We start from the raw sequence: 22,139 nt of genomic DNA, 5'->3' as shown, positions 1-22,139 counted from the left end.
GACCCCGCCAACGATTCGACTTCTGCACCCCCAATGAGATGATCAGAACCTTCCTGTTGCGATAACCGCTAGAAACCGCCCGCTGAGAACGACCTCAACTGCGACCCAGTTGGGTTGCCGTTAGGCCGCGTTTGTTGGCGAGGGCCGCTTCTTCTGCCACTGCACTGCGTGCCAGAACAGCAGGGCAGCCGTCAGCAGCAGGCTGCCCAGAAGTACGTACGGCGTATAGGACATCAACATAAAGCTCAGCTGGGCTGAGGTGTTGAACTGGGTTGGTCCGGCCATCCCAGCCGCCGCTTCGCTCAAGGCCCAAAACCCGAAAATCGCGAGCCCCGCATCCAGCACCCACAGCGCGACGATGAACGGGTTGACCGCAATACGCCTGCGCGCCGGGTCCGGCTGCTCGGGCACATGAGGGCTGACCGCAGGTACTGCGTTGCCGTGTTCGTCGATTTCGCGGAAACCGATGCGCTCGTGCACGTGGTCTTTCATGGGGTCCCCCAACCGCTGGCTGCCTTGTAGTCCTTGCACTCTACTCCCTGCCCGAGACGAGCTGCGGTGTCGGCCGATGGCATCTATGAACAATTCCTTGGCCGAAAAGAGTGCCATATTTTGCACTCAAAACAGCTGGAAGAAAAGTCAATGACGCAGTACCCGGCGGTAGAACCACGAGAAACCGCGTTCCAAGCGAAATAGGTCACAAAAGTTTGACGGAAAGGCTTACCTAAGTAAGGCTTGCCTTTGCTAACAAGCGCCCCCAACGCAATGGAAGGAAGCTGACGTGACGTCACCTAGTGTCGAAGAGCGGATCGCTCAGGAGCAGGATTTTGGCTCCAAAGTGGAACTGGCCCTCGCTGCCACAAACCAGCTGTTCAACGCACGAAATTCACCCAGTTACGTCGCCCAGGTCCTTCAGGGGGTCAACGCGGTCTCCACCAAGGTCCAACGGACCTCCCAGCCGTTTACCGGCGTCGGGCATGCAGAACTGAAAGCCAAAGTTGGTGCCGTGGACCTTGAGCGTCCGCTGCCGGACACGGCCGCTGCCCTGGAAGAGCTGGACGAGCTCTACCTCAAGGACGCCATCTACTTCCACGATTCCCGCTACGCCGCACACCTGAACTGCCCGGTGGTCATCCCCGCGCTGGTAGGCGAAGCCGTGCTCTCGGCCGTGAACTCGTCCATGGACACCTGGGATCAGAGCGCGGGTGCAACCATGATCGAGCGCCGCCTCATCGATTGGACCGCGGAGCGCATCGGTTTCGAAGCGGACGCTGACGGCGTGTTCACCTCCGGCGGCAGCCAGTCCAACTTCCAGGCGCTGCTGATTGCCCGCAATCACGCGGTGGCCAAGCTGCGGGCGACGAATGGGGACGCCCGCCTGCCGCACCTGCTGGACCGGCTCCGGATTTTCACGTCCGTGGACAGCCACTTCAGCATTCAGAAGTCGGCATCCATGCTGGGCCTGGGCTTCGACGCCGTCATTGCAGTGCCCACCACTGAAGACCACCGCATGGACCCCACCGCCCTCGCGGCTGCTTTGGCGGAAGCGCACGACGCCGGGCTGGTGCCCATGGCGGTTGTAGCCACTGCCGGGACCACGGACTTCGGTTCGGTTGACCCGCTCTCGGAGATGGCCGCATTGGTTCGCGCCTACGATTCCTGGCTCCACGTTGACGGCGCCTATGGTGGCGGCCTCATCGTGTCCGGCCGACACCGGCACCTCCTCAATGGCATTCACCTGGCGGATTCTGTCACCGTGGACTTCCATAAGACTTTCTTCCAGCCGGTCAGCTCCAGCGCAGTCCTGGTCCGCAACGGCTCCATGATGGGCCATGTCACCTACTACGCGGACTATCTGAACCCGGAAAGCGCCGCGAAAGCCGAGATCCCCAACCAGGTGGACAAGAGCATTCAGACCACCCGCCGCTTCGATGCCCTGAAACTGTGGCTGACCTTGCGGATCATGGGAGCCGACGCAATCGGTGCACTCTTCGACGAAGCGATCGACCTCGCCGCGCGGGTAGGGACCTTGCTGGCTGAGGACGCCGAATTCGAGCTCGCCGCCGCACCGCAGTTGAGCACTTTGGTGTTCCGCTACCGCCCGATGGTGGACGGTGCAGCCCTCGACGACGACGCTGCCGACGCCCTCAACCCCGCCATCCGCGCAGCGATCTTCGCTTCCGGCGAGGCCGTGGTTGCCGGCACCAAGGTGGCTGGCCGCCACTACCTCAAATTCACCCTCCTCAACGCCGAGGCGAGCTTGAGGGACATTCAGGAAATCATCGAACTTATCCGCCGGACGGGCAGCGAGCTGCTGGCGAACACTACGGAGGCTGCAGCATGAGCACCCAGGACAACGGCAAGATCTACGACGTCGCAGGCATCGGCGTCGGGCCTTTCAACCTGGGCCTGGCCGCTTTGAGCGAGCCCGTGGAGAACCTCGACTGCGTGTTCCTGGATCGGCGCGAATCCTTCGACTGGCACCCTGGCATGATGCTGGAGCCGGCGCACCTGCAGGTTCCGTTCATGGCGGACCTCGTGACGCTCGCCGATCCGACGTCGCCGTTTTCCTTCCTGAACTTCCTGAAGCAGACGGGCCGCCTCTACCGTTTCTATATCCGCGAGAACTTCTACCCGTTGCGCGCCGAGTACAACCAGTACTGCCAGTGGGTGGCCGGCCAGCTTGAGTCGGTTCGTTTTAGCACGGATGTGCTTGATGTGACGTACGACGACGGCGTGTACCGGCTTTCGGTGCAAGGTCCGGAGGGGGCTGAGGTGCTTCGCGCCCGCAAGCTGGTCCTGGGCACCGGCACCTCGCCGTATGTTCCAGACTCCTGTGCAGGAATTGTGGACGCCGGAGGACTTGTCCTCCACAACGCCGATTACCTGTCGAGGAAGAGTGAGCTGCAGTCCAAGCGCAGCATCACCATCGTGGGCAGTGGCCAGAGCGCTGCGGAGCTGTACTACGAGTTGCTTCAGGAAATTGATGTGTACGGCTACCAGCTCAACTGGGTCACGCGATCTGGCCGTTTCTTCCCGCTCGAGTACACCAAGCTCACCCTCGAGATGACTTCGCCGGAGTACGTGGACTACTTCCATTCACTCCCTGGCGAGCAGCGCGATTCGTTGATCAAGAGCCAGAAGAACCTGTACAAGGGCATCAACTCGGACCTGATCGACGACATCTACGATCTCCTGTACACCAAGAGCCTCTCCGGCATGGTGGACACCCAGCTGCACACGCACTCCTCACTCACTGCCGCAGAGTGGGACGCCGCCTCGGGTACCCACATGCTCCAGCTTCACCACGAAGAGCATGGGCGCGACTACACCCTGGAGTCTGAAGCCGTGGTCCTCGCCACCGGCTACACCTACAAGGAGCCTGCCTTCCTGGCGGGCATCCAGGACCGCATCCGCCGCGACGCCAAGGGCCGTTTCGACGTCGAGCGCAACTATGGGACCGGAGTGGAACCCGGCGAAATCTTCGTCCAGAACGCCGAGCTGCACACGCACGGTTTCGTCACCCCGGACCTGGGCATGGCCGCCTACCGCAACTCCTGCATCCTGCGCGAAATCACCGGCCGCGAGGTCTACCCGATCGAGCGCAGCATCGCGTTCCAGCAGTTCGGCGCGCCCGCAACCGTGCCTGCTGCAGAAGCTGTTGCAGCCCCCGAACCCGCAGGAGTTACCGTATGAGCTTCACGTTCCGGCCCGTCGACCCCGTGGCGGACGCACCTGTCCTCCACAGCTGGGTCAGCCAAGAGTATGCGCGGTTCTGGGGCATGGTTTCGGCCACCGAACAGGATGTTGTGGAGGAATACTCGAAGATTGCCGAATCGGGGCACCACCAAGCGTTTTTGGGGCTCGACGACGGCGCCCCCGCCTTCCTGATGGAGCGGTACCGGCCGGAGTCCTCGCCGTTAGCGGACGTCTACGAGGTCCAAGAAGGTGATGTTGGCATGCACCTTCTGGTGTCACCGCCCGCCGGCGATCCCCAGCCCGGTTTTACCACCAGCGTCATGCAGTCCGTGATGGCCGAGCTGTTCGCCGACCCCGCAACCCGGCGGGTGGTAGTGGAACCTGACGCCCGCAACCACAAGATTCATGTCTTGAACGAAAAAGTGGGCTTCCGGCCTCACGGCGTGGTGACCCTTCCCGCCGTCGACCCCGCCGAAGACCACAAGCAGGGGCTGCTGAGCTTCTGCACGCGCGAGGATTTCCTCGCCACCCTGACCCTGATTTTGACCGCTCCTGCCGCGGCCACCAGAGGAGAATCCCTGTGACCACCACCGCCGATTCCGTGACCACTGCGGCTGTCGATTCCGTGTCCCACCTGACCCCGGAGCGCTGGGCGAACGCCAACCGGCACCTCGTCCGGAAGGCGATCGCCGAGTTCTCTCACGAGCGCATCTTGGTCCCGGAGCTGATCCGGGAAGAGGGCGCCGGAGTGGGGCTCTATAAGGTAGTGAGCGACGACGACGCCATTGAGTACCGCTTCCGCGCCCGCGTTTTGCAGCTCGATCACTGGTCCGTTGCCGCGGATTCCATCGTGCGCCTCCGCGACGGCGGTGAACTGCCGCTTGACGCACTGGACTTCATTGCCGAATTCCACGAGGCGCTGGCCATCCGCCAGGAAATGCTGCCCGTGTATCTAGAGGAGATCAGCAGCACGCTGGCGAGCCATGCGTACAAGCAGGGCAAGCCGTTCAGCTCGGCCGAATTGGCAGCGGGCATCACGGGCGGGACTGACCGGGCCGCCGACTTCCAGGCCATTGAGCACAGCATGACCGAGGGCCACCCTTGTTTCGTGGCCAACAATGGCCGGCTTGGATTCGGGATTGCGGACTACCACGCGTTCGCGCCGGAAACCGGTGCCACCGTGAAGCTGCAGTGGATCGCCGTACACCGCGGCAAGGCTGTGTTCACCTCCAGCGCAGGGCTGGATTACAGGACACACTTCGAGGCTGAACTCGGGCCGGCAACTCTTGCCTGGTTCAACGCGGAGCTTTCCGCGTCCGGCCTGGATCCTGAGGAATACCTCCTTATGCCGGTCCACCCATGGCAGTGGGACAACAAGCTGACAGTGACGTTTGCGGCAGAAATCGCCCAGCGCCACATCGTGAACCTTGGGACGGGCGAAGATTCCTATCAGGCGCAGCAGTCCATCCGTACGTTCTTCAACACGGACCACCCGGAGAAGGCGTACGTGAAGACGGCCATGTCCGTGCTGAACATGGGATTCATGCGTGGCTTGTCTCCGCAGTACATGAAGGCCACACCTGCCATCAACGATTGGTTGCAGGAACTGATCGGCAATGACCAGGAGCTCCAGAACCGGGGCCTGGCCATGATCCGTGAAACCGCGGCCATCGGGTACCACAACCACTACTACGAGGCTGCTTCGGCCAAGGGTTCCCCTTACCGCAAGATGCTCTCGGCCCTGTGGAGGGAAAGCCCACTGCCGTTGCTCAAGGACGGGCAGCAGTTGGCCACCATGGCGTCGTTGCTGCACGTTGATGGCGCCGGCAAATCCGTGGTTTCCGCCCTGATTGCGCGCTCAGGCCTGGCACCCACCGAGTGGCTGCGACGCTACTTCGAGGCCTACCTCGTGCCGCTGGTGCACTGCCTTTACGAGTACGAGCTCGCCTTTATGCCGCACGGCGAAAACGTGATCCTGATCCTCGAAGACGGCGTGCCTGTCCGCGCGATCATGAAGGACATCGCCGAGGAAATCGTGGTCATGGGGGACCGGCTGGAACTGCCGGAGGAAGTCTCCCGGGTCAAGGCCGAGATCCCCGCTGAGGAAATGGTCCTGGCCATCTTCACGGACGTGTTCGACTGCATCTTCCGCTTCCTCGGCGCCATCCTTGTGGAGGATGGGACCTTGCGCGAAGACGAGTTCTGGGGAACCGCTGCTTCCGTACTGCGCGAGTACCAGCAGCGCCATCCGGAGCTCGCGGACCAGTTCGCCATGCACGATCTGTTTGCGCCGGACTTTGAGTTGTCCTGCCTCAACCGCCTCCAGCTCCGGAACAATCAGCAGATGTTGGACATCTCGGATCCCTCCGGCGGGCTACAAATGGCGGGCCGCCTGGCCAACCCGTTGGCCAGGTTCGCCTAGGCAGCGTCTCCTCAGGGACCGCAGGAGGATGAGAACCTCCTGCGGTCCTTGCTGCATTCTTCTAGTTATTGTCAGACTGACGATAACCCTGCTAGGGTACTTATTGTCAGGTTGATAATAATGAACTGAAGGATGACGATGATGGCACTGCTCGACTGGATGAACTCCGCGGCAATCCCCAACCTCTTCGGCGCTCCGGTGAGCTGGATCGAAATCATTGGTTTCGTCACCGGCGCCGCCTGTGTCTACGGAGTCGCGAAGCAGAAGCTGTGGAACTGGCCCATCGGAATCCTGAACAACATCGCGTTCACTATCCTGTTCCTGGGAGCCGGTCTTTACGGTGAAACCGCCCTGCAGGTCATTTTCGCCGCCGTCGCTGTCTATGGTTGGTACAACTGGATCCGCGGCACTGCCGGCACCGGGAGCCGGAACGACCTCCCCATCCGCGATGCCAGCCGCACTGAGCTGATCCTCGGCCTCGGGGCCACGGCAGCCGGCACTGCAGTCGTGGCGATGGTCCTCACCCACGGAACTGATTCCCAGGTTCCGTGGCCGGACGCCTTCGTGCTGACCGCATCCCTGGTGGCCACCTACGGGCAGGCCAAGAAGATCTTCCAGCACTGGTACGTGTGGATTTTCATCGATGTGGTCTCCATCCCGCTCTACTTCAGCCGCGGACTGGCGTTGACCGCCATCCTTTACCTCGGATTCCTGGCCCTCTGCATCTACGGGCTTATCGACTGGAAGCGAACACGAATCGCTGCAACGCCGGCCATCCCCGCGACCATCAAGACAGGAGCCTGACGTGTACAAGCAAGCCATGGTCATCGGCAAGTTCTACCCGCCGCACGCAGGCCACGCACACTTGGTGAACACCGCCGCGGCGCAGTCCGGGAAGGTCGCCGTCCTGGTCCTCGGCAGTCGTTTTGAGTCCATCACTGTGGAGGAGCGGGTCACGTGGCTGGCCGCTGAATTCAACGACGTCGCCGGAGTGGAAATCATCGGAATGCGTAACGACTGCCCCGAGGATTACCATTCGGACGAAATCTGGAAGGCGCAGAACGAGCTGATGCGCCTGGCACTGAAGAGCCATGGTGTGACGTCCATCGATGCTGTGTTCAGCTCCGAAAAATACGGTGCCCGGCTCGCCGAGGCCTTCGGGGCAGAGCACGTGCTGGTGGACCCGTCCCGGCGGGCCTATCCGATCAGCGGCACCATGTGCCGTGAGGACCTCGGTGCCTCGTGGCCATCGGTCATCGCTCCCGCCCGCCAGGACCTGGCAACCCGGATCATTGTGGTCGGTGCCGAATCAACAGGCACCACCACCTTGGCCAACGCGCTGACCGAGCATTACCGGCCGAGGTTCCCCCGGATTGCCGACGTCCCCGAGTATGGCCGTCAGTTCACCTACGAGAAGTTCCACCGCCTCCGCGTGGAGACGCCCGACGCCGGTATAGAGGACATGGTCTGGACCGCCGAAGACTTCAGTTTGATTGGCGCACGGCAGAACGCGATGGAAAACGCGGCAGCGGATGCCTGCCCGTTGGTGATAGCAGACACCGATGCCCTGGCCACCACGCTGTGGGAGCGGTACTACCTCGGCGAAGGAAGCTTTGGCTCCTTCCATGCGGCAGACGTCCTGCCCCGCAGGGATCTCTACTTGATCACCGATCACGAGGGCGTGGCCTTTGAAGACGACGGGTGGCGTGAAGGCGAGCACCGGCGGGCAGAAATGACCGAGTGGTTCAAAGAAACCCTGACCGACGAGGGGCATTCCTGGATTTTGGTCACAGGTGACCATGATCGGCGTGTAAAGACTGCCGTCGAGACGATTGACCTCATTCTTGCCCAGCGGAGCGGATTCACTTCACCTCCGTGGGCAAGCCGGACCGTTCTGGCCCCATCCGTTCTGGCCCCATCGGTTCTGGAAGGGGCACTGGCATGACGGCGGATTCACAGTCCGCGAAGGAGTTCCTCGAAAGCTATGACCCCGGGGATTACCCTGCGGTGGCCCTCACAGTGGATCTGGTGGTCTTTGCGGTCACCGATGGTGCGTTGAGCGTCGCGATGGTGCGCCGGGGAGGGCATCCGTTCAAGGATGCGCTGGCCCTGCCCGGTGGTTTCGTGGGGCCTGAGGAGTCCGCCGAACAAGCAGCAGTGCGGGAGCTCGCTGAGGAGACGGGTCTGGACCTTGGGAGCCTTCCGGTGCACGTGGAGCAGTTGGCCACGTACACCAGCCCGGAGAGGGACCCCCGGATGCGCGTGGTCTCCGTTGCCCACCTGGCCTTGCTCGCAACTGATGGGAAGGTCCTGCCTGGGATTGCCGCGGGATCGGATGCCGCAGCTGCTGCGTGGTACCCCGTCCATCACATTCTGCGCAGCAGCGATCTGGCCTTCGATCACCATAAGATTCTGCAGGACGGTTTGGAGCGATTGGCCGGCAAGATGGAATACAGCACCGTCGCCGCCCGCCTGCTGCCGAACGAGTTCACGCTGACGCAGCTTCGCACCGTCTACGACGCCGTGTGGGACACCACCCTGCCTGCCGGAAACTTCACCCGGAAGATGATGCCCCACCTGACCGACACGGGACGGAAGTCGAGGGTGGCTACCGGTGGCGCCCCGGCGGCGCTATTCGCTGCCACTGACCGGCACATTCACCCGCCCCTGGCCAAGCCGGCCACCAGCCCCGGGCGTTAGAGGAGCAGCACTATCTCTGTGGAGTAGCTCTGCGACGCGCTCATTGATCCCCGGAACCAGCACACTGCGTGAACCGAGGGATCGCCGGGAATCACCATGGGCCGGAGGTTGTCCACGGCCGACCCCTCGGTAATGGCCTCCCACGTCCAGCTGTCGCCGGAATCGGCAGTCACGCCCCGGTAGATCTCGTAGTGCGGAGTGGTTGCACCAGTTCGCGGATCTACGGGTGTGGAAAGGTAAACGAGGTCCAGATTGTTCGGGTCCACGGCCCCCAACCCGGTGTAGTCCTGCTCGTGCGGCAGCAGGCCAGGGCCGGCGACGGCGAGCGGGTGCAGCTTCCATTGGATGCCGTCAAAGCGCGCGTACAGCAGGCGGTGATCGTCGACGTCGAGCCTCTGCTCCCGCTGCAGCGGACCATTCACGTCGTTGGCCCGGCAGCTGAGGATCGCAGCCAGCTCGCTGCCCTGTTGGCGGAGGTCGGTGGTCCAACCGTGGGTGAGGACGTCCCCGTCGAGCGTTGTTCCTGCTTCGAAGATGGTGGTCAGGGCCGTTTGGTTGATGCCCGGGGAGCCGATGACCGGCTTGCTGACCACGTTGCCCTCTGCGTCGTGGAGGGCGTCGTCCTGTAGGTAGCCGTGGTAAACGCTGTTGTTGAAGTCGCGTGGGTGGTGGTCCGTGGTGATGAGGTGGATCCGGTCCGTGCCGTTGCTGACGTAGCGGGTGTAGCCGTTGACGTAGCCGATTTTGGGGCGGGTGAAGAGTTTGCCACCGTAGCTCCACGTGGTGCCGTGGTCCTCGGAGATCATGAGGGTGGGGTCGTCGTTGATGGCGCGGACAAAATTGTAGACCCGGCCTTCGGCACTCAATGCGTGAAGGTTGGAGTAGGTGGCCCCGCGGCCGTCGGCGAGCTCCGTCCAATCGAAGTGCTGCTCGGGCTCCCACCCGGAGGGGTCGTGCGGCCGGGTGGAGACGCGCCATCGGGAGTAATTGTCCGTCTTGTGCTTGGCGTACATCGCAACATAGTGTCCGTCGGGCCGGATCAGGAGTGCAGGGGCATTGTGGTCATCGGCCTCCAACCGTTCGTGGAGGACGTGGACTTGGCTCTGGCCGGTGGCAAGGTTCACTGCTGTGACCTCTATGTTGCCGCCGCGTTCCGCGCCACCTGGACCTTCGGGGGCGGCCACCGAGCCCACCAGGAGTGTGTTGGTGGCGAGGTCGATCAGTGCGCGCTCGTCCTGGAACCAGCACCAGGCCCCGTTGTTGTTGACGACAACTGGATCATGAAGGGATGAGGCTCGGGTGACCATGGGAATCCTTTGGGGCTTTGCATCGTTTCAATTCCTGCGTGGGTACTAGTCTAGGCGCATGACCACTCGAGCCAACGAACTCACCGCCTTGGTAACCGGGGCCACCGCCGGGCTCGGTGCGGAATTCGCCCGCCAACTTGCCGAAGCCGGACACCACCTCGTGTTAGTAGCCCGCGATGAACAACGCTTGAAACAAACCGCCGAGGAGCTTGAACGCGACTTCAGCATCTCGGCGGAGGTCCTTTCAGCGGACTTGACCACCGACGTCGGGGTCGCAGCCGTTGCGGACCGCTTGCGGGATGCGGCACGGCCCGTGGATGTCCTGGTCAACAATGCCGGAATCGGACTGTTGAAGTCGTTCGAACAGAATGACCTGGGCGAAGAACGCCGGCACTTGCGGCTCCACGTCCAAACCCCCATGGAGCTGTGCCACGCGGCCCTTGACGTCATGCTGGCCCGCGGGAAAGGCCGGATCATCAACGTAGCCAGCGTGGCAGCGTTCGCCAACAGGGGCAGCTACTCGGCGGCCAAAGCGTGGCAGGTGACCTTCAGCCGGTGGGCCAACACAGCCTACGCGGCATCCGGAGTGCAGGTGACCGCGGTGTGCCCCGGTTTCACGCATACCGAATTCCACGATCGCATGGGCATGGATAAATCCGTTGCTCCGCGCTTCCTTTGGCTGACCGCCGATCGCGTAGTGCGCGAAGGGCTGGAGGACAACGCCAAAGGCAAGGCAGTCTCCATCCCGACTCGTCGGTACAAAGTGGTCAGCTTCTTCGCCCGCATCCTCCCAGCCAAACTCACGTCCGGCCCACCGCGCCGGCCGCTCGAGCCCTAAGCCATAAAACTGTTCTTTTGCTGTTCTCTTGATGGTGCGGGGGCCTTAGGCTGTTGCTGGAGTGTGGCGCCGGGCACGGCTGCCGCACTGGGGCTACAGCAGCGTGGCCCCGCAAGCAAGGCCCCGCTAAAGGGTCTTGTTTTCCCGCGAACCAGGCCGTGTCCGAAGCGGGTAGTGCATGGACGAAGCAGCTCCAACGGAGGGCGCCGGGCAGCAGGGAAAGCACGACGGCGGTACGGTCGCCGTCGAGGACAGCGACGCACAACTGGTCCTGCTGGTCCGCTCAGGCGACACATCTGCCTTCGAAACGCTCTTTGCGCGGCATCGTTCCAGCGCCCGAGCAGTGGCAGCAGCGCAACTGGACAACTTTGCTGACGTTGACGATGTTGTGGCAGACGCATTTACCTCCATTTATCAGGCCCTGGCCGCAGGGAAGGGGCCCGACACCTTCTTCCGTGCGTACCTTCTGACAGCGGTCCGGCGTGTAGCCCACCGCATGAACCGGGACGCCACCCGTACCAGCCCCACCTCCGAGTCCTACATCTTGGACACCGTGGACGCCCACGATGATCCTGCGGTCGCGAAGTTTGAATCGACGGCAGTGGCCCAGGCATTCCGCTCCCTTCCGGAACGTTGGCAGGAAGTCCTTTGGTACGTGGACATCGAGGAAATGAAGCCCGCCGCAGTGTCACCGCTTCTAGGTCTGACGCCCAATGGAGTGTCCGCCCTCGCCCTCCGGGCGCGGGAGCGCCTCCGCCAGGCGTACCTCCAGAACCACATCAGTTCGTCAGCAGGGAAGGACTGCGGAGGATACTCAACGCAGCTGGGCGCCTACTCCCGGGGCGGACTAAGCAGACGCAGCCAAGGGCGGGTGCAGGAACACCTGGAGGGCTGCCCTCAATGCACCGCCCTGCTGCTGGACCTTAGTGACGTTCAATCCGCCATGCGTGCATGGGTCTTCCCACTGGTGGCTGGGGTAGCGTTCAGCTCGGCCTTCCCGGCGCTCGCAGGCGCAGGGGCGGGTGCCGGTGCGGGTCCTGGCGCAGGGGCAGGTCCAGGTGCCGGTCCGGGCAACACGGTTATCCACGGGACGGCACCCAAAGGAGTCTCCCTCGGATGGAAAGTGGGCGCCGGTGTCATAGCGGTGGCAGCGGTCGCAGCGAGTGCCGCCATGGCGCTGGGAGTTGCGGGATCGGACACTTCGGGTCCCACTGCAGGCGGATCACCAACCGCGGGGCAGCCCACCACGCCGCAGTTGACCCCGCCGGTCGCCGAGGACATTTCACAGGAGTATCCGCTGTTTCCGGATCTCAGCGATCCATCCAAGGTGAACCCTGAGAAGCCCGTCTTCGTCCCCTACCCGCCGGGCAAGAAACCTGAACCGGGTCTCTTGCCCAACCCGTTGCCCTACCCGGGGAAACCCTTACCGCCGACCTCCCAGCCGCTGCCGACCATTGCACCTACGGGAGATACGGGACCTTCGGCACCGCCGCCCCTGCCAGCGCCGCAGCCCACCCCATCACTTTCCCCAACGCCTGCCCCGAGCACCACCGTAAGCACTCCTGGGAGTCCCGCTCCCAGTCCTGACCCGAGCGAAACGCCGGCTCCGGCACCGGCAGTGACGGCAACGTTTACCGCCGAGGAGGGGACAACGGCGTCGGATACCAACGTCACTGTCACGTTCCGCCTCAAGGACCAGACGGTTGCGCCCGCCTCGGCCGAGGTGGTCTTCACGATTTCCGCAGGTACGGACATGATCCCGGGCAAGCTCGATGAACCGACGGGCTGGACGTGTTCAAAGGAAGACGCTGTCACCACGCAATTCCGCTGCACCAGCACCGCTGTGGACCCCGATGGCTTGACGTTCCTGCTCGGCGTGTCCAAGCAGGACGAAGCGGAAGCGGCCACCCTGGACTATTCATTCAGCGGCACAGGGATTGAGAAGGTTTCCTTCTCCAACACCTTCTAGTGTCAGGTTCCCCTGGCATGGCCAGGAGCTTGGCCCGTAGCTCGCCCGTAACTTGACCACGCCCCACACCATGGACCGGGTTACTATGACACTTCATTCGAGCCTGAGGGGGCAGTGCTATGAAGAACGGATCCTTGACATTCGCGGTGGCGATGGTGGCGGGGGGACTGCTGCTGAGCGGCTGCTCGGGTACCGGCTACTCCGGCTTGGAGGCGTTGCAACGGGAGGCGACGGAGGCAGACAAGGCCCCCGAAGGGCTGACCACGGGCGAAGTTGAGCTGGAAAAGGTCCTTCTGGTGGCGGAGGCCAACGGGAAAAAGTACTACTTGGGAGAAGGCAAGGAACACCGGCCGACATGCCTGATCGTAGAATCCGCCGACGCGTATTTCTCGCATAGTGGCTGTAGCGATTCCATCCAGGGAGAGCTGTTGAGGATTGGTGGCCCCGACCAGAAATCTGCGGTGCTGGTTTCGGACGGCTATGACACCAAGGAGCTGGAGTCGAGCGGCTTGACGAAAATCCACCCGAACATTCTGGTGGTAACTAACTGACCCGTCCTCGCGGGGACCTCACCAGCACGGCCACCGCGATGCCCACCACGGCTCCCACCAACGTCTCAATGGCACGCTCCATCACCAGCACCCCGGGATCCATGGGTGCGGCCAGTTGCGCGATCAGCAGGATGACCGGCGTGAAGAACACCATGGCCCACCCGTAGTGCCGTGCCATGAACAGCTCGGTGGGGAACTGGCACAGCACCACCAGCACAGCGAGTACCACTGCGGTTTGGCCCGGGAAGTACTGAAGCGGCGATAGCGGACCGGGAAAAAGCACGACGGCGACTATCCCCAAACCGAGGAACGTCCCCACAATGCGGTGGATACCGCGGTGGACGCGGCTGGGGAGGTCGGCTCCTGCGAGGGGCACGGCAGCTGCGGCCATGGCCCAGTGCGGGTGGCCGCTGCCGCTCAGGACTCCGATGACCCCGGCGGCACCCACGGCGAGCGAGTAGCGGGCCGCATGAACCAAGGCCGACTGTTGAAGCGGGCCGCGCAACACAGGAACCTCGCGCGCCGCACCAGCCACCCAGGTGCGTCGCCGAAGCCAGCCCGAAAAGCCCACCAGCATGGAAAAGGCGGCGGACGCGGTTCCGATGAGCACCGCCGTCGTGAACGGAACATTGGTGGGCACGGAGGCGCAGGCGCCCAAGGCGAGAATGCCGAAGAACGGTCCGATGGGTTTGAGGCGGACAGCATCCGCATACAAGGATCCGACGCCGGCAAACACCGTTGCCACCAGCACCAACCACCATGAGTGGATGTGGTTGACGGAAAGGAACACCCCGATAGTCAGCCCACCCACCAGGAACAGGGCAGCCTGGGCCTGGTGCTTGAGCCTGACTTGGTGAGTTTCGTTCCGTCCGTACATTCCGGTCAGCGCACCGAACACGGCGTACATCATGAGGTCCGGGCGGCCGATGAGAATCAGGAACAGCCCCGGTACTGCAACGCTCAGGGCTACGCGCACTGCAGAGAGGCGATCGTTGTTCGCAGGGCCCAGCCGGTGGAGTTCGCGGGCGTGGACCATCAGTGCGGGCACGGGGGAACACCACCAATCAGTCAGGGTTGTCTTTGAAAATTATCAGCATCCCCGCCCGGGCCGCCATAAGCCCGGTCACAACCCGTAGCAGACTCTGGCGCGCGGAACAGGGAAGGTCTGGGAAGATCTAGGTATGCCCGTCGCCTTCGTTTGCCGCACCCGCTCCACCATGTCGCCGCAGGAGCTGTTCGATCTTTCCCGCAACATCGATGCCCACGTGGGGTCCATGACGCAGAGCCGCGAGAAAGCGATCGGCGGCGTCACCACCGGACTGATCTCCGAAGGTGAAACTGTCACCTGGCAGGCGTGGCACCTCGGAGTCCGGTTCCGCATGACCAGCCGCATCACGCGGATGGAGGCGCCGACGTCGTTCTCTGATGAGCAGGTGAAGGGCCCTTTCAAGTACCTCCGCCACACGCACGAGTTCCGGCCCGACGGCAGCGGGACCTTGATGGTGGATACCATCGAATTCGCGGCGCCGTTCGGCCCGCTGGGACGGCTGGTGGAGAAGCTGATCCTGGCACGGTACCTGCAGAACCTTATTGAGAAGCGCAACGGGTTCCTCGTGGCCACCACCCCTCCCACGGAAACCCCGGCAAGCCCGGACTCCCGGCGATGATCAGGCTCGCGCATGCGGACGATCTCCTGGTTCTGCAGGAGATCGAGCGTGCCGCGGGCGAGGCTTTCAGGGCTTTGGGAATGGATTCCATCGCGGACGACGAGCCACTCTCCGTTGAAGAGTTGAACGGCTATGCCGCAGCCGGTCGGGCGTGGGTGTCCGTGGACGGGCTCGACTACCCGGTGGCGTATTTGTTGGCGGACATCGTTGACGGGGACGGCCACGTGGAGCAGGTCAGCGTCCATCCGGATCAAGCTCATCAGGGCCTGGGCCGGGAACTGTTGCATGCCGCACGGGTGTGGGTAAGGGGCCATGGCATGCAGCGGCAGACCCTCAGCACTTTCAGGGATGTGCCGTGGAACGCTCCGTATTATCGGCGCCTGGGTTTCGAAGTGCTCGACGCCGGATCCTGGGGTCCCGGTTTAACCCATCTGATGGAGCACGAGGCTGAGTTGGGCTTGACGCGCTGGCCGCGCGTAGCCATGTGGCGCCCCGTTGTTCCGCCGGACCCCTCATAGCCAGGTAGCCCCACGGCCCTCCGGGGCTTAGACACCGTGAGCCAGCGGAAGGGTGAAGCTGAGGTGCGCCCCGTTGGGACTCGGATGCGCTCTTGCTGTGCCGTGGTGGGCCATGGCGATGTTGTGCACCACTGCGAGCCCCAGGCCTGACCCGGCCACACTCCGTGCGTTGGTTGAACGGTAGAACCTGTCAAAAACATGGGCCAGATCCTGCGCGGGGATGCCCGGGCCCGTATCCCGCACATCCAGAGTGACGCTGCCTTCGGATACGGTGAGCGCCAGCCTGACCTGGCCTGGTTCGGATGTAAATTTGCCGGGTTCGGGCGTAAATTCGCCAGCCTCGGGTGTAAATTTGCCGGCGTTATCCAGTAAGTTCGCGATCGCACGGGCCAGCCTGGCACGTTCCCCCGTCACTAGAATGTGGTCCCGGGTTCCTTCCCAGTACCACTCGATTCCGGGGTAGCGCCGTTGGGCGTTCTCCATGCAATGGAGAACAAGTTCATTGAGGTCCATGTCCTCCACGAAGGACGGGGCCTGGTCATGGCGGGCCAGGTCGATCAGGTCTTCAACAAGGGACTGCATCCCCATCAGTTCATGCTCCAAGGCCCCCGTGATGCGTTCCTTACTCCTTTGCTCCAGGTCGGGATTTTTGAGCATGGCAGCGTTGGTCCGCAGTGATGTCAGGGGAGTCCGCAGCTCGTGGGAAGCATCGGCAATCAGTTGTTCCTGCTGGCGGCGGGATTGCTCCAGTTCACCGAGCATCGTGTTGAAGGCGATGCCGAGCCTGTTGATCTCGGTTGTGCTGCTTGGAGGGATCCTGATGTGGGTGTCGCCTGTTTGGGCGATACCCTCTGCTACGGCGGTCAGCCGATCGACGGGTCGGAGTCCGCGCCTGGCGGCCACGTAGGCAGTGCCTGCTGCAACTACCAGGGCGCCCAGGACGGTGGCCGCCAGCAGCCATCCGAGACGCTCAAAGGACGCCAGCACCCTGTCGTCCCTGACACCAACCACTAATGCCCTCTGGTTCGGCAGCGGCCTGACATACACGCGGATGGGATCTTCGCCGATGGTCGCTTCCGTGAAGAAGGCAACACTCACTCCTGAGGCCACCTCGCGCATCTGCGGGGTAATGGGCAAAGCCGGCCCGGCGCCTGCGTCCGGATCTTCAGCGGGCGTTGGTGCCACGGTCTGGGCGCATGCCGGCGACCGGACCCACGTGCACTGTGAAAAGCCCTGCCAGTTCGGGTCGGTCTGGATCAGTTGAATGATGCGATCCGACTCACGCCTCAGGGACAGATCCTCGTTGGTGCGCAGCTCGTGCCCTGCCAGGGCGTAAAGCAGTACCGCGAACACCATCACGGTGAGGGTGATGGCGGCCGCGATCACCAGTGTCATTCGCAATCTCAGCGTCACGATGCTGCCAGCCGGTAGCCCACCCCGCGCACTGTCTGGATGAGCCGTGGTTCACCCTCAGCTTCGAGTTTCCGGCGCAAGTAGCTGACGTAAACCTCCAGTGAGTTGGACGCTGGGGTCATGGCATATCCCCATACCGCGTCACTGATCTGGCCGCGGCTGAGTGCCTGCTCCGGGTTTTCCGCCAGCACGCAAAGGAGGGCGTATTCGGTGCTGCTCAAGTCAATCCACCGCCCGTTCTGCCTCACTGCATGAGCCTCCGGTACCAGTTCCAAACCGTGATACCCGGTGGGGCGCTGCGGAAGGTGGGCCGTCCGGCGTGCCATGGCCCGCAACCGCGCCAGCAACTCATGGGGGTCAAAAGGTTTGGAAAGATAGTCATCCGCTCCTGCGTCCAAACCTGCAACGCAGTCGGCCACGTCACTGCGGGCCGTGAGCAACAGGATGGGAACCGCGTTACCGGCGGCCCGGAGCATCCGGCAGAGGACGAGTCCGTCCATCACCGGCATGAGAACGTCCGCCACCAGCAGGTCCGGGGACGTCGCCGCTACCCGTTCGAGCGCCTCCCGGCCGTCAGCGGCCGATTCCACCACGTAGCCGGCAGCTTCAAGCAAGGACTGCAGGGAGCTCCTGATTTCCGGATCATCGTCGACGACCAGGACTGTTATGGGCTCCGTCATGGCCACCAGCATAGTTCGCACGGCTTCAGAATCCTTTAAGTTCCTTTCTGAACCATGGGGCTATGGATAAGGACACCGGAACCACCTATGCAACGGCCACCCAACGGGGGCTGCTTGAGGCCCGGCGGCGGCGTCCACGAGCAAGGGACTGGGTTGCAGGGGCCTTCGCGGGAGCATTCACAGCGCTGCTTTTCGGCCACAGACTGGTTCCGGAAGATCACGGGATGGCGCTGGTCATCGAAAGCTTCCTGCCCTGGATCGGGGTGATCACGGCGGCGCTGCTGATGGTGGCGTTGCTGTCCAAAGCCTGGTTCGGCGCCATCCCAGCGGCGGCCGCCCTCATTGCCTGGTGCATCGTTTTCCTGCCGGTCCTGGTGCCGGGAGATGCCACCGCTTCGGGTGCGGACACCACCGAGGAGGGGACGGCCGGTGGATGGACCGTCGCTACCCAAAACCTCCGTGCAGGAAATCCTGACCCCGGCGCGGCCGTCGAAAAGCTGGTGGAGTCAGGTGCCGACGTCGTGGTCCTGCAGGAGCTCACCGGGCCGGCTCTGGAAAGGATTTCTCCCGTGCTGGACGGTACGTACGGGCATCGGCTAACTGCAGGAACCGTTGGGGTATGGAGCCGGTACCCGCTGAGCCAAGGTGAGCCCCTCGCATTGGGGTTGGGCTGGCCGCGCGCTCTCAGCGTGCAGGTGGATTCGCCCGACGGCCCCGTCCAGCTCTACGCAGTCCATTTGCCCTCTGTTCGACCCGGTGACGTCAGCAGCAGGAACAACGGGCTTGCGAAGCTCACTCGCATAGTGGAAGAGGATCCTTCGCCACGCATGCTGGTGGTGGGGGACTTCAATACGGCCACCACTGACCGCGCCTTGGCCCCAATGCTGGCAATGCTCGACGACGCCCGGTCCGGTTTCGGATTCACCTGGCCGGCAGGCCTTCCCGCTACGAGGCCGGACCACATTTTGTTCCGCGGGTTCACCATGACCGGAGCATCCGTGATCTCCTCCCCAGGGACGGACCACCTTGCAACCATGGCACGGCTACAGCCTGGGCCAACCCGCCCAAGCTAGCCCGCCCGAGCTACCCCGCCACCAACTCCACCTCATAGCTGTCCGTGTTGAGCAGGTACGCCGCGTAGTGGTCTGGACCGCCCGCATGCGGATATTTGGACTCGAACATCTCGTACCACCCCGCGTCCGCGCCAAGAGCCCGGATCCGGTCCACGTTCTCCCGGGTGCCGGCGTGGAAAGCTATATGGTTCACCCCGGGATCAGTGCGCCGGTGGGTTGTGGCGGTGGTGGCATCAGTCTGCTCCACCACCACGTACGTGCCATCGAGCTTCCAACTGCACCCTGTGGGCCACTCCTGGAAGGGCTCATAACCGAGCTGGCCCAGCAGCCACCCCCACTCTTCCCTTGCCCGTTCAAGGAACGGCACCCAGATCTCAAGATGGTGGATGGAACCCACTGGGCCGGCATTTTCTGCAGCACTCTCACGCATGCGCCGATTTTACGAGGTCCCGGCAGGCTGCGCTCGCTGAGCTCGTGATTCCTACTTCCTGAGCCTGACACGGACAGCCGCACCGGCGCACAGTATCACTGCGAGGCCGCCCACAATGGTGGTCCATGTCATCGACTCACCCAACAGCAGGCCGGCCCAGGCGATGCTCATGACCGGTTGGACGAGTTGGATCTGGCTGACCTGCGCCATGGGTCCGATAGCCAGGCCGCGGTACCAGGCAAAGAAGCCGAGGAACATACTCACCACGCCCAGGTAGGCGAAGGATAGCCACTGGAGGGGTGCAGCCGAAGGAATGCCCGAACCGAGCGAGACCACGGTCAGCAGGATCATGGCCGGGGAGGCCACCACTAGAGCCCAGGAGATGGTTTGCCATGCACCAAGTTCCCGGGCCAGCAAGCCGCCTTCGGCGTAACCAATGGCGGCGGCAACCACGGCGCCGAGCAGCATAAGGTCGGCCCAGTGCAGCGAACCAAAGCCGCCGGATTGCACCAAGGCGAACACTACGGCGGCGATCACTCCCACTACCGTCAGAACCCAGAACAGCGGGCGGGGGCGTTCGCGTCCCCTGATCACTGCCGCGGTGGCCGTGGCTGCGGGCAGTAGCGCGATCACCACGGCTCCGTGGCTCGCTGACGTACTTGTCAGGGCAAAGGTGGTGAGCAGCGGGAACCCTGCCACGATTCCTCCTGCCACCACAGCCAGGCGAATCCACTGAGCGCCCTGTGGTAATCGTTGCCGCGTGAACGCCAGAGCCAATGCTGCAAGAACGGCGGCCACCACGGCCCGGCCCGCTCCGATAAACAGGGGAGACATGCCCTCCACGGCCACCCGTGTGAGCGGAACGGTGAAGGAGAAAGCGACGACGCCAAGGAGGCCCCACCAGACACCTGTCGATGTCCGAGTGGATATCACTGGCCGCGAAAGAGTAGTAGCGCTACTATTGTGATTCATGAATAAGGATAGCAGTTCCCGAATCGTCTCTCGAGTAAAAGAGTGGATCGTGGGGGCTGCGCCCGGAGCCAAACTGCCGTCGACCCGCCAACTCGTGGCCGAGTACCAAGCCAGCCCCGTCACAGTGCAGAAAGCCTTGAGGACTCTCACGGCGCAGGGACTCATCGAGAGCCGGCCAGGGGTGGGGACCTTTGTGCGCGCTTACCGCACAGCGAGGCCCTCGGACTACGGCTGGCAAACAGCGGCGTTGCGGGCAGCCCAAACCGCCCGCCCGCTGAACTCCGGGGCTATGAGGAGCGCGCCCAATGATGTCATCGCATTCCACTCCGGGTATCCGGACCGCGAACTGCTCCCCGAACGACTCGTCCGCGCCGCTCTCACTCGGGCTGCCAGGGGAGACGCTGCCTTGTCCCGGCCTCCCGCGCAGGGACTTCCTGAGCTCCAGATCTGGTTTGCGCAGGAACTCAGTACCTCCACGCCGGTGGGCGTCACGCCTCCCCAGCCCAGCGACGTCGTGGTCCTTCCCGGTAGCCAAAGCGGACTCAGCTCGATTTTTCGCGGATTGGTAGGCCATGGCCGGCCGTTGCTGGTGGAGTCGCCCAGTTACTGGGGGGCGCTTCTGGCGGCGGGGCAGGCGGGCGTGAAGATCATCCCTGTCCCCAGCGGCCCGGAGGGTCCGGACCCGGAAGAGCTGGACAGGGCCTTCGAAGAATCGGGTGCTCGGTTGTTCTACGCCCAGCCCAACTTCGCCAATCCCACGGGAGCGCAATGGTCGGCGGAACGCGGCGAGGAGGTGCTGCGGATCGTCCAACGCCACGGAGCTTTCCTTGTGGAGGACGACTGGGCGCACGACTTCGGCATCACCGCGTCTTCCGTGCCACTGGCCGCCAAGGACGATTCCGGCCACGTGGTCTACATCCGCTCCCTGACCAAGAGCGTTTCGCCGTCCATCCGCATCGCAGCCATCATTGCCCGGGGCCCGGCGCGTGAACGCATTATGGGTGCGCAAGCCGCCGAGTCGATGTACGTCAGCGGCGTGCTACAGGCGGCAGCGCTCGACGTCGTCACGCAGCCTGGGTGGCAAACTCACCTTCGCGGCCTCAGCCATCAGCTGCAGTCCCGTCGCGATCTCCTGGTCACCAGCCTCAGCGAACACGTTCCGCAGGCCCATCTCAGCCACCTGCCCAAGGGCGGCCTGAACTTGTGGGTGCGGATGCCGGACGGGTTCGACGTCGATCAGCTCACCAAGGATTGCGAGGCGGCCGGTGTGCTCATCGCCGCGGGTGCGGAATGGTTCCCCGAGGAGCCGGAAGGACCATATATCCGGCTCAACTACGCCGGCCCCAACCCGGGCCGTTTCCCGGAAGGCGCGCGGATCATTGGCGAGGCAGTGCAGCGGCAGGTGAAGAGCTAGCGTTCACCCGGCCGTAGCCCGGCCGCCCGGTTTGATCGATCCCATGCTTCTCGCGGGTCATGAGATGGATTTCGTGGCCGTCGGGATCTTTGAAAACCACCAGCCACGCCACCGTCGCATCAATGATGGGGGAGTGCTGCACGTTGTGGCGGTCCAAGTGATCCAACCACTCCTCGAGGTCTGCGCGGGTGTCGATGTCGAAGGCCAGCTCCAGCCCTTCCTGGGGGACCGCCTCAGGGTTGGCCCGGAAGGACAAGCCCACCGGGTTTGGGCCGGGCACGCGGCCCGCGGCCCCTTGGACCACACCACTGGCATCGGGGAATTCCATGACGGTCTCCCACCCGAAAATCAAGGAATACCAGCTCCGTGTTGCTTCGAGATCAACCACGGGGAGCTTCACCCCGCGGAGCCCCAGTGACGGCGGAACCATGTCAGATGTCATCTCAATCACTCCTTATGCAGCAAGACTGAATTAATGCACCTATA

The 22,139-nt window shown here is 63.3% G+C and carries 22 protein-coding genes; 14 read left to right on the top strand and 8 right to left on the bottom strand.

What is annotated here, in order from left to right; genetic code table 11:
• Positions 1-120: 120 nt before the first annotated feature.
• Complete coding sequence (locus ACIQH5_RS18320) at positions 121-492, bottom strand: hypothetical protein (protein ID WP_400406117.1); 372 nt, start codon at positions 490-492, stop codon at positions 121-123.
• 289 nt (positions 493-781) lie between these two features.
• Here ACIQH5_RS18320 and ACIQH5_RS18315 point away from each other — a divergent pair, with 289 nt between their 5' ends.
• The 7 genes from ACIQH5_RS18315 (at position 782) to ACIQH5_RS18285 (ending at position 8,821) form a co-directional block, all read left to right on the top strand.
• On the top strand, positions 782-2,344 hold the full coding sequence (locus ACIQH5_RS18315) for a pyridoxal phosphate-dependent decarboxylase family protein (RefSeq protein ID WP_400406114.1): 1,563 nt from the start codon (positions 782-784) through the stop codon (positions 2,342-2,344).
• Entirely contained in the window at positions 2,341-3,696 is a 1,356-nt protein-coding gene (locus ACIQH5_RS18310; RefSeq protein WP_400406111.1) for a lysine N(6)-hydroxylase/L-ornithine N(5)-oxygenase family protein, read from the top strand. Before ACIQH5_RS18315 ends, ACIQH5_RS18310 begins: the two co-directional genes overlap by 4 nt.
• On the top strand, positions 3,693-4,283 hold the full coding sequence (locus tag ACIQH5_RS18305) for a GNAT family N-acetyltransferase (protein ID WP_400406108.1): 591 nt from the start codon (positions 3,693-3,695) through the stop codon (positions 4,281-4,283). Before ACIQH5_RS18310 ends, ACIQH5_RS18305 begins: the two co-directional genes overlap by 4 nt.
• Complete coding sequence (locus tag ACIQH5_RS18300; RefSeq protein ID WP_400406105.1) at positions 4,280-6,121, top strand: IucA/IucC family protein; 1,842 nt, start codon at positions 4,280-4,282, stop codon at positions 6,119-6,121. Before ACIQH5_RS18305 ends, ACIQH5_RS18300 begins: the two co-directional genes overlap by 4 nt.
• A 138-nt stretch (positions 6,122-6,259) precedes the next feature.
• Positions 6,260-6,925, top strand: a complete 666-nt coding sequence (gene pnuC, locus ACIQH5_RS18295; protein ID WP_400406102.1) for a nicotinamide riboside transporter PnuC — start codon at positions 6,260-6,262, stop codon at positions 6,923-6,925.
• Between the two features lies 1 nt (position 6,926).
• Positions 6,927-8,066 carry an AAA family ATPase gene (locus ACIQH5_RS18290; RefSeq protein WP_400406099.1) on the top strand — a complete coding sequence of 380 codons (1,140 nt, stop codon included), beginning with the start codon at positions 6,927-6,929 and terminating at the stop codon, positions 8,064-8,066.
• Positions 8,063-8,821, top strand: a complete 759-nt coding sequence (locus tag ACIQH5_RS18285) for an NUDIX hydrolase (RefSeq protein ID WP_400406096.1) — start codon at positions 8,063-8,065, stop codon at positions 8,819-8,821. Before ACIQH5_RS18290 ends, ACIQH5_RS18285 begins: the two co-directional genes overlap by 4 nt.
• Here ACIQH5_RS18285 and ACIQH5_RS18280 read toward each other — a convergent pair.
• A complete protein-coding gene (locus tag ACIQH5_RS18280; protein WP_400406093.1) occupies positions 8,818-10,128 on the bottom strand; it encodes a BNR-4 repeat-containing protein in 1,311 nt (436 codons plus the stop codon). The two genes, ACIQH5_RS18285 and ACIQH5_RS18280, sit on opposite strands and share 4 nt — an antisense overlap.
• 58 nt (positions 10,129-10,186) lie before the next feature.
• On the opposite strand from ACIQH5_RS18280, the gene ACIQH5_RS18275 reads away from it, so the two are divergent.
• The 3 genes from ACIQH5_RS18275 (at position 10,187) to ACIQH5_RS18265 (ending at position 13,486) form a co-directional block, all read left to right on the top strand.
• The gene (locus ACIQH5_RS18275) at positions 10,187-10,966 is read left to right on the top strand and encodes an SDR family NAD(P)-dependent oxidoreductase (protein WP_400406091.1); all 780 of its coding nucleotides are present in this window, start codon (positions 10,187-10,189) and stop codon (positions 10,964-10,966) included.
• Between the two features lie 178 nt (positions 10,967-11,144).
• A complete protein-coding gene (locus ACIQH5_RS18270; RefSeq protein WP_400406088.1) occupies positions 11,145-12,935 on the top strand; it encodes a sigma-70 family RNA polymerase sigma factor in 1,791 nt (596 codons plus the stop codon).
• A 119-nt stretch (positions 12,936-13,054) separates the two neighbouring features.
• The gene (locus ACIQH5_RS18265) at positions 13,055-13,486 is read left to right on the top strand and encodes a hypothetical protein (RefSeq protein WP_400406085.1); all 432 of its coding nucleotides are present in this window, start codon (positions 13,055-13,057) and stop codon (positions 13,484-13,486) included.
• On the opposite strand, the gene ACIQH5_RS18260 is transcribed toward ACIQH5_RS18265, so the two are convergent.
• Complete coding sequence (locus ACIQH5_RS18260) at positions 13,479-14,522, bottom strand: FUSC family protein (protein ID WP_400406126.1); 1,044 nt, start codon at positions 14,520-14,522, stop codon at positions 13,479-13,481. The genes ACIQH5_RS18265 and ACIQH5_RS18260 overlap by 8 nt on opposite strands.
• 145 nt (positions 14,523-14,667) lie before the next feature.
• Here ACIQH5_RS18260 and ACIQH5_RS18255 point away from each other — a divergent pair, with 145 nt between their 5' ends.
• Entirely contained in the window at positions 14,668-15,153 is a 486-nt protein-coding gene (locus ACIQH5_RS18255; RefSeq protein ID WP_400406083.1) for an SRPBCC family protein, read from the top strand.
• Positions 15,150-15,671, top strand: a complete 522-nt coding sequence (locus tag ACIQH5_RS18250) for a GNAT family N-acetyltransferase (RefSeq protein WP_400406080.1) — start codon at positions 15,150-15,152, stop codon at positions 15,669-15,671. Before ACIQH5_RS18255 ends, ACIQH5_RS18250 begins: the two co-directional genes overlap by 4 nt.
• Positions 15,672-15,698: 27 nt before the next feature.
• Here ACIQH5_RS18250 and ACIQH5_RS18245 read toward each other — a convergent pair whose 3' ends face one another.
• Together ACIQH5_RS18245 and ACIQH5_RS18240 are read right to left on the bottom strand one after the other, a co-directional pair.
• Entirely contained in the window at positions 15,699-17,066 is a 1,368-nt protein-coding gene (locus ACIQH5_RS18245; protein WP_400406078.1) for a sensor histidine kinase, read from the bottom strand.
• Between the two features lie 14 nt (positions 17,067-17,080).
• On the bottom strand, positions 17,081-17,764 hold the full coding sequence (locus ACIQH5_RS18240) for a response regulator transcription factor (RefSeq protein WP_400406076.1): 684 nt from the start codon (positions 17,762-17,764) through the stop codon (positions 17,081-17,083).
• A gap of 62 nt (positions 17,765-17,826) precedes the next feature.
• Between ACIQH5_RS18240 and ACIQH5_RS18235 the strand changes: the two genes are divergently transcribed.
• The gene (locus ACIQH5_RS18235; RefSeq protein ID WP_400406074.1) at positions 17,827-18,837 is read left to right on the top strand and encodes an endonuclease/exonuclease/phosphatase family protein; all 1,011 of its coding nucleotides are present in this window, start codon (positions 17,827-17,829) and stop codon (positions 18,835-18,837) included.
• 10 nt (positions 18,838-18,847) lie between these two features.
• Here the strand turns inward: ACIQH5_RS18235 and ACIQH5_RS18230 are convergent, their stop codons facing one another.
• Both ACIQH5_RS18230 and ACIQH5_RS18225 read right to left on the bottom strand, forming a co-directional pair.
• Complete coding sequence (locus ACIQH5_RS18230) at positions 18,848-19,267, bottom strand: VOC family protein (protein ID WP_400406072.1); 420 nt, start codon at positions 19,265-19,267, stop codon at positions 18,848-18,850.
• A 51-nt stretch (positions 19,268-19,318) separates the two neighbouring features.
• Positions 19,319-20,239 carry a DMT family transporter gene (locus ACIQH5_RS18225; protein WP_400406070.1) on the bottom strand — a complete coding sequence of 307 codons (921 nt, stop codon included), beginning with the start codon at positions 20,237-20,239 and terminating at the stop codon, positions 19,319-19,321.
• Between ACIQH5_RS18225 and ACIQH5_RS18220 the strand changes: the two genes are divergently transcribed.
• Entirely contained in the window at positions 20,238-21,653 is a 1,416-nt protein-coding gene (locus tag ACIQH5_RS18220; RefSeq protein ID WP_400406068.1) for a PLP-dependent aminotransferase family protein, read from the top strand. The two genes, ACIQH5_RS18225 and ACIQH5_RS18220, sit on opposite strands and share 2 nt — an antisense overlap.
• Here the strand turns inward: ACIQH5_RS18220 and ACIQH5_RS18215 are convergent.
• Positions 21,616-22,095, bottom strand: a complete 480-nt coding sequence (locus tag ACIQH5_RS18215; protein ID WP_400406066.1) for a VOC family protein — start codon at positions 22,093-22,095, stop codon at positions 21,616-21,618. The genes ACIQH5_RS18220 and ACIQH5_RS18215 overlap by 38 nt on opposite strands.
• Positions 22,096-22,139: the final 44 nt, after the last annotated feature.

Source organism: Paenarthrobacter sp. NPDC091711 (assembly GCF_044756605.1).
GTDB lineage: Bacteria > Actinomycetota > Actinomycetes > Actinomycetales > Micrococcaceae > Arthrobacter.
The sequence above is the reverse complement of the archived record's forward strand: the minus strand, read 5'-3'. Positions and strand labels throughout refer to the sequence as shown.